The 12,811-nt window shown below is 43.5% G+C and carries 12 protein-coding genes; 1 reads left to right on the forward strand and 11 read right to left on the reverse strand.

Annotation, left to right across the window (positions count from 1 at the left end; all coding sequences use genetic code 11):
• Positions 1-365: 365 nt before the first annotated feature.
• Both K5R16_RS05485 and K5R16_RS05490 read right to left on the reverse strand, forming a co-directional pair.
• Positions 366-716, reverse strand: a complete 351-nt coding sequence (locus K5R16_RS05485; RefSeq protein WP_220736541.1) for a DUF3622 domain-containing protein — start codon at positions 714-716, stop codon at positions 366-368.
• Positions 717-894: 178 nt separating this feature from the next.
• Positions 895-1,110: a DUF3565 domain-containing protein gene (locus K5R16_RS05490; protein ID WP_220736542.1), complete on the reverse strand. Its 216-nt coding sequence runs from the start codon at positions 1,108-1,110 to the stop codon at positions 895-897.
• Between the two features lie 377 nt (positions 1,111-1,487).
• On the opposite strand from K5R16_RS05490, the gene K5R16_RS05495 reads away from it, so the two are divergent.
• Positions 1,488-2,936 carry a DEAD/DEAH box helicase gene (locus K5R16_RS05495; RefSeq protein ID WP_220736543.1) on the forward strand — a complete coding sequence of 483 codons (1,449 nt, stop codon included), beginning with the start codon at positions 1,488-1,490 and terminating at the stop codon, positions 2,934-2,936.
• A 70-nt stretch (positions 2,937-3,006) separates the two neighbouring features.
• Here the strand turns inward: K5R16_RS05495 and K5R16_RS05500 are convergent, their stop codons facing one another.
• From K5R16_RS05500 to hflK, 9 genes are all read right to left on the reverse strand, one after another.
• Complete coding sequence (locus K5R16_RS05500; protein ID WP_220736544.1) at positions 3,007-5,490, reverse strand: prolyl oligopeptidase family serine peptidase; 2,484 nt, start codon at positions 5,488-5,490, stop codon at positions 3,007-3,009.
• Between the two features lie 373 nt (positions 5,491-5,863).
• A complete protein-coding gene (locus K5R16_RS05505) occupies positions 5,864-6,436 on the reverse strand; it encodes an aminodeoxychorismate/anthranilate synthase component II (RefSeq protein WP_220736659.1) in 573 nt (190 codons plus the stop codon).
• Positions 6,437-6,638: 202 nt separating this feature from the next.
• Entirely contained in the window at positions 6,639-7,094 is a 456-nt protein-coding gene (locus tag K5R16_RS05510) for a ClpXP protease specificity-enhancing factor (RefSeq protein WP_220736545.1), read from the reverse strand.
• Positions 7,094-7,723 (reverse strand): stringent starvation protein SspA, encoded by a 630-nt coding sequence (gene sspA, locus K5R16_RS05515; protein ID WP_220736546.1) that lies wholly within the window; start codon positions 7,721-7,723, stop codon positions 7,094-7,096. Before sspA ends, K5R16_RS05510 begins: the two co-directional genes overlap by 1 nt.
• Before the next feature lie 109 nt (positions 7,724-7,832).
• A complete protein-coding gene (locus K5R16_RS05520) occupies positions 7,833-8,528 on the reverse strand; it encodes a cytochrome c1 (protein ID WP_220736547.1) in 696 nt (231 codons plus the stop codon).
• Positions 8,528-9,742 (reverse strand): cytochrome bc complex cytochrome b subunit, encoded by a 1,215-nt coding sequence (locus tag K5R16_RS05525; RefSeq protein ID WP_220736548.1) that lies wholly within the window; start codon positions 9,740-9,742, stop codon positions 8,528-8,530. Before K5R16_RS05525 ends, K5R16_RS05520 begins: the two co-directional genes overlap by 1 nt.
• Complete coding sequence (petA, locus tag K5R16_RS05530) at positions 9,742-10,332, reverse strand: ubiquinol-cytochrome c reductase iron-sulfur subunit (protein WP_020910985.1); 591 nt, start codon at positions 10,330-10,332, stop codon at positions 9,742-9,744. Before petA ends, K5R16_RS05525 begins: the two co-directional genes overlap by 1 nt.
• Positions 10,333-10,749: 417 nt before the next feature.
• On the reverse strand, positions 10,750-11,628 hold the full coding sequence (gene hflC, locus K5R16_RS05535) for a protease modulator HflC (protein ID WP_220736549.1): 879 nt from the start codon (positions 11,626-11,628) through the stop codon (positions 10,750-10,752).
• A 2-nt stretch (positions 11,629-11,630) separates the two neighbouring features.
• Positions 11,631-12,770: an FtsH protease activity modulator HflK gene (hflK, locus tag K5R16_RS05540; RefSeq protein ID WP_220736550.1), complete on the reverse strand. Its 1,140-nt coding sequence runs from the start codon at positions 12,768-12,770 to the stop codon at positions 11,631-11,633.
• Positions 12,771-12,811: the final 41 nt, after the last annotated feature.

The following is a 12,811-nucleotide window of genomic DNA, read 5'->3' on the forward strand; positions in this document are numbered from 1 at the left end:
GCGGAGCTGTACTTAAGAGGACTGACTAAAGTATTAGTTCCGCACGCCAAAACAAATAGCGGTCTTGAGGTATATAAGCTTGTAGTATCGCAGGCATTAAACGCAGAATAAAACGCCAGTCTTGTATTTGTTACTAGACTCACAAAAATTGAGCTAGATCAAAGAATGAGGTGGATTGAAAATCAATTAGCTTATCCAATCAGTATAAGAAGTTGATCTACTCAGAATGTTTTATGGCGAGCTTATTCAAAATGAATAAATGACATAATGGTTGGTATTACGTTTCAGCCATAAAAAAACCGTGCAAGCTAAGCTCTGCACGGTTTACTTTTAAACTGGTCGCGATTAGCGACTAGTCATCTCAATTAACGTTCAGCGTCAGAACCATAATCGAGGTTTTCATCATCAAAATCATTGTTTGAATCCGCTTTTTCATCGCGAGCACTGCGCCATGCATCTGCTGCTGACTCTTTCTCATCCGCAGCTTTGTTACGCTCTTCACGTGCCTTCGCTTTGCGTTCGTTGCGCTTAACAAGATTCTCTAAGAATGATTTAAGCTCAGTCTCGCCCCATGCAGTTGCTTCAGCTTCTGTTGCAAAACCTTTTTGGGTTTTTGAAACAACGATTTTTCTAGCTGATTGGCGGCGAGTGATCTGGCCAGTCCAAGTTTCTTTATCTTGAACAATGCGAAAATCATACTTCTTTGTTTGTGTCATGTTACTTATTTTCCTAACAATAATCGTAATACTTTGAGCCCGACATTTAGATGTTCAAGCTCAATCAATGAGTAACAGCTACAGTCTTTACTTAGCTATTACTTTTAATATCCTGTTAGCGAGTTAACGCTAAAAATAAATCATAGTCGTAAATCAGCTCAGTGACGAGTGATTACAACTAGTCGCTACCACCGCGACTATCTATCATCTCGAGCTTACACAGCTTGCAATACAGCATGTAGCCAAGCATCGATTTTCTACCACTAATACTTGTTACCCAGTCACGCCGTTCCCAAGGAGGACGGTGGCGTACGTGCTGATGATGACCACAAGCTAGTTCTGCAACCCAATGTTGTTCATCATCTTGATGATAATTAGTAATGGCTTGTTGCAAGACGTGCGCCTTAAATAGCAAAAACATCGGCTAAATTTGGGTTGAGGTCGGTAGATAATCTTTCAGGGGCGCGAGATTAACACGTGCAGCTTCGAAACAACATCTTTTAAATGACTAAAAATCACACAAATAAAAGATTTTTTTCAAATAAGTGCTATTTGCTTACTATCTTCAGCCCTTAGACGATAAACAATCATTCAATACCCACCTAGCACTGCCATACTGATCAATGATGAATAGTATGCTGCTATCGTTTATTAAATGGCGCTTTTTAAGCAGATCCTGTAAGCTGCACGCCCGCTAGCACATGCTGGCTCCCCTATAACTGCAGTCAGCGCGCTTTACGCCAGCTTGGCTGGCCGAAATGAGACCAATCTATGAGTTTTGCGTCACTGGGCTTATCAGCCCAAATTTTGAAAGCTGTTGCCAATAAAGGCTATGACACTCCTTCTCCAATTCAAGCGCAAGCGATCCCAGCGGTACTTGAAGGCAAAGACGTCATGGCTGCGGCACAAACTGGTACGGGTAAAACTGCCGGTTTCACACTGCCGCTATTAGAGCTACTTTCAAAAGGCAACAAAGCACCAGCAAAACAAGTCAGAGCATTAGTGCTCACACCAACCCGAGAGCTTGCAGCTCAAGTGGGCGAAAGCGTTGAGGTTTATGGTAAAAACTTACCTTTGAAATCAGCGGTCATATTCGGCGGTGTAGGTATTGGTCCACAAATTTCTAAACTCAGCCGCGGCGTTGATATTCTGGTTGCGACCCCAGGGCGTTTACTCGATCTTTATAATCAACGCGCTGTTAACTTTAGCCAGCTTGAAGTGCTTGTGCTAGATGAAGCTGACCGTATGCTAGATATGGGCTTTATCCACGACATTAAGAAGATCCTTGCCGTGCTACCCGCTAAGCGCCAGAACTTAATGTTCTCTGCGACCTTCTCTGATGATATCCGTAAGTTAGCAAAAGGTTTAGTTAATAACCCGGTAGAGATATCAGTAACGCCGCGCAACGCCACAGCCAACACCGTTAAGCAGTGGATATGCCCGGTCGATAAAGGTCAGAAAGCCGCAGTATTGGTCAAGTTAATCAAGCAGCACGATTGGCAGCAAGTGCTTGTCTTTAGCCGAACTAAGCACGGCGCTAACCGTCTTGCTAAAAGCCTCGACGCAAAAGGAATTACCGCTGCAGCTATCCACGGCAATAAGAGCCAAGGCGCACGCACAAAAGCGTTAGCAGAATTTAAGAGTGGCGATGTTCGCGTATTAGTTGCCACCGATATTGCGGCACGTGGTCTTGATATTGACCAGTTACCGCAAGTGGTTAACTTCGACCTACCAAACGTGCCTGAGGATTACGTGCATCGTATCGGCCGTACAGGTCGAGCTGGCGCAACAGGGCAAGCCGTATCACTGGTAAGCGATGAAGAGATTAAACTGCTTCGCGATATCGAACTGCTTATCAAGCAAAATCTAGAGCGCAGAGTGATTGAAGGTTTTGAGCCAAGTCATAACCTGCCAGAGACAGATTTAACCCGTAAAACTCACGGACAAAACAAAGGTCCGCGTAATAGCAACGCTCGCGGCTCGAACCAAAAGCGTTCTAATTCAGGTGGCAAGCCAGCTAATCGTCAAGGCCAAAACCGCAGCCAACAAGATGGTGCAGGCAAGGTTGAGCATAAAGATGGCCAACGTAGCGGAGAAGCCGCCCGTGGTCATAAGCCAAATGATAAAAATCCAAGGCATGCTAGATCAAGCAAGCCGGGCTCAGCACCATTATCAGGCCAGCGCCGCACTCGTCGCAATGACACCAGCTCTCAAGGCTAAATGATTTAATATCTATCATCATAAAAAAGGCTCCCAATTGGGAGCCTTTTTTGTTTTAACTCGCGCAAACTTACTTAAGTTCTTGCTCGAAAAGCTTGTGTATACGGCGATATTCATCTAACCAGCTTGATGGTTGACGGAAACCATGTGGCTCAACAGGATAGATAGCCGTTTCAAACATAGGCTTTTCAAGTTCAATCAAACGTTGTACTAGACGCACACTGTCTTGAAAAAATACGTTGTCATCTAAAACACCGCTCATGATCAGCAATGGTTTTTGTAAACCTTCAGCGTGCTCTATTGGTGAGCTACGCTCATACGCAATGGGGTCAACATCTGGGGTATTCAAAATATTAGAGGTGTAAGGTGCATTGTAATGTGCCCAATCTGTTACCGGACGCAGTGCCGCACCCGCTTGGAACAGTTCAGGCTCATTAAATAGCGCCATAAATGTTAAGAACCCACCATATGAACCGCCGTAAGTCCCTACTTTGCCCGCATCAACATTGGCATTTGCCGCCATCCAACTGACGCCATCTTTAAGGTCTTCAACCTCAGGTGTCCCCATTTGACGATACACTGCGGTTCGCCAATCACGGCCATAGCCTTTTGAGCCACGGTAATCCATATCCATCACCACGTACCCCTGCTGCGCTAGTAAGTTATGGAACATGAACTCTCTAAAGTAGCCTGAGAAGCCGTAGTGAGCATTTTGCAAGTAACCTGCACCGTGGTTAAAAATAACCGCTGGATACTTGTCAGCGTTGTCTTTGCTATATCCTTGTGGCAAATAAACCCGTGCATACACTTCACCTGCACCATGCGTTGACGGTACAGCAACAACCTCTGGTGCTTGCCAAGCGTAATTTTTAAATGCATCGCTGGTATAGTCAGTTAGCTGCTTCATCTCGCCACCAAGTGGCTGCACAAATAGCTCAGCAGGTCTTGTGCGAGTAGAGGCATTGAGGAGTAACTGTTTGCCATCTGGACTCAAACTATAATCAAGCTGACCTTGCCATTGAGTCAACTGCTCATCTTTACCGCTAGCAATCTCTACTCGATAAACATTATCAATACCTGGATGGCTCTTATTAGCTTTATAGTAGATAAACTGCGCTTTAGGGCCTAGGGTAATATCACTCACCACATATTGGCCTTGAGTCAAAGCACGCGCTTTTTCACCACTGGCTTTTAAGTACAAATGTGAGTAGCCAGTTTCCTCAGAAAGGTAGTAAAGGCTATCGCTATCAGGTAACCAACCGTATTGATTAAAGTTGTAGTTAATCCACGCATCATCATGTAAACGGTGCTCTGTATTTAACTTGCCTTTAGTAAGATCAACTGTCGCTATCCAACGATCTTTATTGTCCACAGCTTCAAGCATTACCGCGAGTTTGTCGCCAGATTCACTCCATTGCATAGCGCTTTGTGACCAGCCCCAATCTTGAATGCGTTGGATCTTACGAGCTGACTTTTCACTGTTATAGCTTTCGCCTTTTGCTTTGGCGTTTTCAGCTTTCACACTTGCAAGCACATCTTCATCAAAACCAATAAGGCCTTCGATGGTGATATCTTTTTTGCTATGAGTTTGTAAGTCGAGCAGTACTAGACGTTCACCAGGTGGTGTATCTTCCGCTACGCGAGCTCGAGCAGGCACAGCATCCACATAACCATCCTTACCTAAGTAATTAGGCATAATGTCATGTTCACCGCGCCAGCTATAATCTTTGTCTCGCAGTGACAACAAAACATAGCGTCCATCTGGTGATAAACTCAGCTCTGTCACCGTTTCTGAATCGCCCAAATACCATGTCTTTGCAGACATAGTCGGATCCGCTTTAGCTAACGCTTCTTTATACTGCTGTTTAGATTTAGCATTACTTTGCTGTAGTGCAACATACTCAATAAGGCGATGCTGCTGTTTAGCGATATAGCTTGTTGGCTCTTGCACACCTTTTGGCTCTGCTGCCATTTTGATGTTTGCTAGCTGCTCAGACAGACCAGAGTTATGGTCTATCTTGAAAATATTGTCACCCTGCCAGTAAGCAATATCACCGTTGTTAAGAAAACGCACACCATCAACTTTAGTATTTTGACGGGTCAATTGAGTAATTTTTGACGAGCTGAGATCTTTAACGAACAAGTTACCTTGGTATATATAAGCTTTACGGGCTTTGTTATTATCGACTACCCCGTACTCTTGATCTGCTGTGTGTAATTGATTTAGGGCGAGTTCACTTGCAACGGTGTCAGTAATACTTTGCTGGTAATAAGTGCGAGTCGGTGAACCGTGAGCTTGGCGAGCAAAATAGATGGACTGACCATCGTCACTCCAATATGCGCCCTTTGCTTGTAAGCCCATCCAATCAGGATTAGCCATGATTTGGTTTAGTGTAAGCGCTTGGTCTACTTGTGGCGGTGCAGATAAAGCTACAACATTTGTTGAGAGATTCTTTTCTACTACTGGTGCATCTGTAGTCGTTGTCGAAGCGCAACCCGCTAAAATAGCGACTGTTAGCGCACTCAATCCGATATGACGAATGACGTCCTTCATTATCCATCCCTTTTATTATTGGTATTTTTGCGGACTTTTATACCACACTTTCTTAAAGGGACTTGTCTAAAATTGAGTAAACTTTGTAACAGATAGTAGCAATTTATCCCCATCAGTATAAAGATTTGCTCGCTCGACGAGAGTTTAGCTGTTTAAAGAGAGGCTTTGAGTGAATAACATTGCATTTCGTCGCTCAAGTTCATTAACGCAATATCACAGCCGCTAAAGTCGCCTTAAGCAATGTTTCTTATTTCTGGCTTATTACTTCAGTGTTGAGTAAACGTATAACGGTACCACCATTAGGTCATTTACCCGCCTTAAATTAATTTGTCAAAAACACTCAGAGTAGAGCAAATTCACATATTGATTGCTATTAGGTGATATCTATAAAATTGGCTAACAAGTTATGGCCTTGCTCAGTCAAAATAGATTCTGGGTGGAACTGCACAGAGTAAATTTTACTAGCGGCACAACTCATCGCCATTATCTCACGGCCATGAATTGGATCGTCATACCAAGCATCCAAGCTAAAACCTGCGGGAACTTCATCAATCAATAACGAGTGATAACGGGTAACCGTTAATGGATTATTAAGGCCGTCGAAAAGACCTATTCCGTTATGGACGATTTTACTGGTTTTGCCGTGCATCACTCTTTTAGCCTTTACGACTTCAGAACCAAAAACTTGTGCTATGGCTTGGTGCCCTAAACAAACCCCTAGAATAGGGAGTTTGCCAGCAAATTCTTGTATGACCTTTAGCGATAGTCCTGCTTCATTTGGTGTACATGGACCGGGGGAGATCACTATATGAGTTGGGTTAATAGACTCAATATCTGCAAGGGTAAGCTCATCATTTCGCTTAACGATAATACTTTGCTGCAATTGCTGAAAATATTGCACCAAGTTATAAGTAAAAGAGTCGTAGTTATCGATCATTAAGATCATAGCGATGCCGTAAACCTGTTCTTCTTTAGCGCCATTTAATGTCAAAGCTCGAGAAGCTCGCCTTTGATGCCACTGAGTAATAGTGTAGTTGGGCGCAGATGCTATCACAGAGTTAACACATCTTCACCGCACTCTAGCTTTTCAGTAAATTTTTCCAATAAAAAAGCCAGTCAAATGACTGGCTTTTCTGTCTGGTTACAACCTATTTAACTAAGGTCAAATGACCTCGGCGTTTAGGTTCCTTAACCTCTTCTTTGATCTCTTCAGGCTCGCTCACTTCAACAACAGGTTCTTCTACTACAGAAAGCCCCGCTTCTTCAGTTTCTTCTAATTGGTACGCCTCTTCAACATCAAAGACTGTACCGGCGCCATTTTCTCTGGCATAGATAGCGACAATTGCAGCCATAGGCAACAAAACCTGCTGAGGTACACCGCCAAAACGTGCACTGAACTCAATAAACTCATTAGTGATCTGTAGTCCGCCTACAGCACTTTCGGTAATATTAAGTACAATCTGACCATCTTTAACATACTGCTGTGGAACTTGAGTGCCAGGCACATAAGCATCAACAACAACATGGGGCGTTAACTGGTTATCCATCAACCAGTCATAATAAGCCCTTAACAAATATGGACGATTCGGGGTTAACTCTTTCATTAGATACCCATGCGCATTTCGCGCTCAGTCTCTGTCAAAGAAGCTTTAAATGATTCGCGGTCAAACAGGCGAGTCATGTAGGCTTTAATATCTTTTGCAGCACGGTTATCGAGCTCGATACCCAATACTGGTAGACGCCATAATAATGGGCCTAAGTAGCAATCGGCTAAACCGAACTCTTCACTCATAAAGTAAGGCACTTCACCGAAGATAGGTGCGATAGCGGTTAAGCTTTCTGTCAACTCTTTACGAGCTGCTTCAGCACGATCGCCTTTTCTAATGCGCTCTACAAGTGCATACCAATCTTCTTCGATGCGGTGCATCCAAAGACGAGTTTGGCCACGTGAAACCGGATAAACAGGCATTAGTGGAGGATGAGGAAAACGCTCATCTAAATATTCCATAATAATGCGAGAGTTATACAGTACTAATTCTCTGTCAACCAATGTAGGTACAGTGTTGTACGGGTTTAGCTCGATCAAGTCTTCAGGGATCTCATCTGGATCAACCTGCAATACGTCAACCGTTACGCCTTTTTCAGCAAGAACGATACGTACCTGATGACTATAAAGGTCATCTGCGCCTGAATACAGGGTCATGATTGAGCGTTTGTTGGCAGCAACAGCCATTGATACCCTCCGGGATTCACAATTCAAAAAGCAAAAATGCAAAAGCAAACGAGGAGCAGAGCTCCCCGTTTACAATATGCGGATAATACATTCTACCCTTTAATAGGGCTTAGTGTACATCTTTCCAGTATTCTTTCTTTAAGAGGTAGGCCACAATAAAGAAAATAAATAGGAAGCCCATCACCCACCAACCTAAGCTTTCACGCTCAAGTTTTACAGGGTCGCCAGCGTAAACCAAGTAGCCAGTGATATCACGGACATATTGGTCATACTCTTCTGCAGTTAGGGTACCGCCAGTTGCAACTAAAGTGCCGTCATCCTGTTTAACTGATAAACCTTGAAGTTCTTGTAGAACATGAGGCATACCAACAGATGGGAAAACTGTATTGTTCACACCAAAAGGACGAGATTCATCTTTATAGAAACCCTTAAGGTATGTATAAATCCAATCTTCACCACGAACACGGGCAACCAAAGTTAAGTCTGGTGGCGTTGCACCAAACCACTTAGCGGCATCAGCTTCAGGAATTGAGTTCTCCATCAGCTCGCCGATTTTAGCATCGCCATGTATATAGTTAGCACGCATATCGTCTAGCGAAATGCCTAAATCAGTCGCTACACGTTCATAACGTTGATACTGAGTGCTATGACAACCGGCACAGTTATTTTGGAAGTGATCCAAACCACGTTGCAGCGACTCTTGGTCATTTAGGTCAATGTTAGCACTTTCAAGGTGGGCACCGCCGCCTGAAGCCATTGCCAAAGTTGGAACCAACGCTACTAATGCAATCAATAGTTTTTTCATTAGTGTGTCAACCTCTCAGGTACTGGCTTAGTCTTCTCATTCTTACTATAAATCCACAGTAGTAAGAAGAAACCGAAATAAGTCACCGTGAAGATACGCGCCGCAATCGTAAGAGCTGGAGTAGCAGGAACTGCACCCAAGTAGCCCAACACGACGAATGAAACTGCAAACTGGCTAATATTCAGTTTGTGGATCATGCTACGGTAGCGAATTGACTTAACACTACAGCGATCTAACCAAGGTAAGATAAACAGTACAGCAATGGCTAAGCCCATGCCGATAACACCCATTAACTTATCTGGAATCGCACGCAAAATTGCATAGAAAGGTGTGAAGTACCAAACTGGCGCAATATGCTCTGGAGTCTTCATTGGGTTAGCCGCTTCAAAGTTTGGCTTCTCAAGGAAGTAACCACCACCTTCAGGCATAAAGAACAATACATAACAGAAGACAATCAAGAAGCCAGCAACGCCCATGATATCTTTAACTGTGTAGTAAGGGTGGAATGGGATACCATCTTTTGGCCAGCCATTCTCATCTTTGTTCTTCTTAATCTCGATACCATCAGGGTTGTTTGAACCCACTTCATGCAGTGCAATAAGATGTAAGAACACCAACACGACAAGTACTAACGGTAGCGCGATAACATGCAATGCGAAGAAACGGTTCAAGGTCGCGCCGGAGACAACAAAGTCACCACGGATCCACAATGTTAGGTCATCACCAATAACAGGGATAGCACCGAACAATGAGATAATTACTTGTGCACCCCAGTAAGACATCTGTCCCCAAGGTAGCAAGTAACCCATAAATGCTTCAGCCATCAACACCAGGAAGATAAGCATACCGAATAGCCATAGTAGTTCTCTAGGCTTCTGGTATGAACCGTAGATAAGTCCACGGAACATGTGCAGATAGATCACCACAAAGAAGGCCGAAGCACCGGTGGAGTGCATATATCGCAGCAACCAACCATACTCAACATCACGCATGATGTATTCAATTGAAGCGAACGCACCTTCTGCAGTTGGTACATAGTTCATTGTTAACCAAATACCTGTAAGCAGTTGGTTAACAAGCACAAGCATGGCTAGTGAGCCAAAAAAGTACCAAAAGTTAAAGTTGGTTGGTGTCGCATATTGACCTACATGACGGTTATACGTCGCGGTCATCGGGATGCGTGCATCAATCCAATCAATGATATTCTTAACCATTACGCAGCTCCTTTATCAACACCGATAATCACGGTGCCATCATCAATATACTGATGTGGAGGGATAACTAAGTTCAATGGCGCAGGTACACCTTGGAATACGCGACCAGCCATATCAAACTTAGAACCGTGACAAGGACAGAAGAACCCTGAAGCAACACCCTCTACTTGCTCGCCAAACGTGTCAGGCAAGTAAGTTGGAGAACAACCTAGGTGAGTACATAAGCCAACGGCTATGAAATACTCTGCCTTAATTGAACGCCCTGGGTTTTGTGCGTATACAGGCTGCTGTGGTTCAACAGAGTCTGGATCGCGAAGCTGAGCGTCAATAGTAGGTAGACCGTCTAAGATCTCCTGTGTACGACGAACAACCCATACAGGTTTACCACGCCATTCAACTCGAATAAGTTGACCTGGCTCGACTTTACTTATGTTTACTTCAACCGGCGCACCTGCTGCTTTCGCTTTGGCACTCGGATTCCATGACTTTATAAACGGAACCGCTACAGCAGCGGCACCAGCACCACCTACTACGGCGGTTGCTGCGGTCAGAAATCTGCGACGTCCGGTATCGACTGGCGCATTGCTCATCCACTTGTCTCCAGAGAGTGTTGGAATTTTTGTTTTATTAAGTTTCTTAAATTCTGACCTAAGTCAGAGAATAAAAATCTAAATTTGAGGCGGGGCTCATTATAGCCAAAAATTAGAACCAGATCATAGTTAAAACACACAACAAAGTTAACTATGTTGCTTTTAGTGCCGATTCTGCACAAAAAGAAAGCATCTCAACTAACATTTTCTACTAATTAACTTAAAATAACATGAAAATGCATTTTGATTATATTGTTCTAAATTAGTTACTTATGTATTTTAAAGTAATGTTATTGTGGATACAGCAGAATAGTTGACTGAATTGGTAGGAATAAAAATCCAGCTTAAAAATTAAATCATTCAAGCATAAAAAAGGCCTAACAGATGTTAGGCCTTTTATTGCTCAAGTGATAGAGGTTATTTACCAGTAGAACTCTTCATATATCTAAAGAACTCACTGTCTGGCTCAAGTACCATGACATCACGATCACCGTCAAAGCTCGATCTATAAGCATCTAAACTACGCATAAAGCTAAAGAACTCAGGGTCTTTAGTATAAGCGTCTGCATAAATCTTAGCGGCTTCTGCATCGCCTTCACCACGAATGGTTAATGCTTTACGCTGCGCTTCAGCTGTTTGAATGGTCACACTAGCATCTGTCTTAGCGCGAATGATTTCAGCTTGCTCTTGCCCTTGAGCGCGATGCTCTTTAGCAACAGCTTGACGCTCAGCACGCATACGCTGGTAAATACTAGTACTAACGTTTGCGGGCAAGTTTATCTGCTTAACACGAACGTCAACAACTTCGATACCTAAGTCTGCAGCACTCTCAGAAGCATTTTCAAGTGCGTCAGATTGCAGTTCATCACGACTACCCGAAACGATCTCTTTAATCGTACGGCGACCAAACTCAGTACGAAGGTCGTTGTTGATCTTGCGTTGTAGCAAGCTTTCAGCATTGGCCTTAATACCACCATTGGTTGACAAGTAGTAACGTTCAAAATCTAAGATACGCCACTTCACATAAGAATCGACCATAAGATCTTTCTTCTCTGAAGTTACAAAGCGATCTGCTGCGCCATCTAAAGTCTGTACACGAGAATCCATGAACTTGATTTTATCAAGGCCAGGAATCTTAATGTGTAAGCCAGGCGTGTAAACGCGTGTAACACCGTCATCTTTTAGGACTTTACCAAAACGAGAAACAATAGCTCTCTCGCCTTCATTAACGACTAAAAGTGATGACAAAATGATTGCAACAAGTACAGCTGCTATTACCGCAGTAAATTTACCCATACTTAATTCCTCCCCGTACGATCACCTCTTGATGGACGACCATCAAGAGGCATGCTGCTATTATTTGTCGTGCTGTTGACCGACATTATAGGCTGTGCGGGTTTACTTTTAGTGCTAACAGACTTATTTGACTGGCTATTTTGCATCAACTTATCGAGTGGTAAATACATTAAGTTGCCGCTATTTTTAGCATCAATAAGCACCTTGCTAGTCCCACTCATTACTTCTTGCATCGTATCAAAATACATACGTTCACGAGTAACATCTGGGGCTGCCTGATATTCAGGAAGCAACTGTTCAAAGCGGGCAACTTTACCTTGCGCTTCAAGCGTGACTCTTTGCTTATAAGCTTTAGCTTGTTGATCCATTCTTTGTACAGTACCACGAACCTTAGGCTCTAACTGACGAGAGTATGCTTCAGCTTCACGGATAAAGCGTTGTTCATCTTCTTGAGCAGCAATCGCGTCATCAAAGGCATCTTTAACCTCTTCTGGTGGGCGAGCAGGCAAGAAGTTAACGTCAACAATCACGATACCTAGTTTATAAGGTTCGATAATACGTTCGATTTCATTCCACGTATCACGACGGATCTTATCTCGACCTGTAGTCAAAATATCGTCCATGGTGTTGTGACCGATCACATAGCGCAATGCACTGTCAGTGGCTTCACGTAAACTAGCATCAGCGTCAACTACGCTGTAAAGATAGTTCTTGGCATTGTTGACACGAAATTGTACGTCTAGCTGAACTAAGACCACATTTTCATCAGCCGTTAGCATGCTACCAGAAGCAGGGATCGAGCGAACCGTTTGCACGTTCACTGGAGTAACTTCATCAATGAAGGTTGCTTTCCATTGAAGGCCTGGATCAACTTCTCCAATATAGCCACCAAAACGCAACTCAACACCTTTCTCGGCTTCTTTAACAGTGTAGAAGCCAGATAGCCCCCAAACCACAACAGCAATAGCCAAAACAATCACTAAGCTCATTGAACTTATGCCATTGCCTGAACCATTGCCTTTTCCGCCAAAGCGTTTAGAAAGGTTACGAAAAACTTCATCTAGATCTGGTGGTCCCTTATCGTTACCACCTTTCTTTCCCCAAGGGTCTTGACCCTTGTTACCGGGCTCGTTCCAAGCCATTTAGTACTCCATAGTGTATGAAATAAACGAGATTACTAAAA

The sequence above is a fragment of the Shewanella sp. c952 genome, from assembly GCF_019654975.1.
Classification (GTDB): Bacteria; Pseudomonadota; Gammaproteobacteria; order Enterobacterales; family Shewanellaceae; genus Shewanella.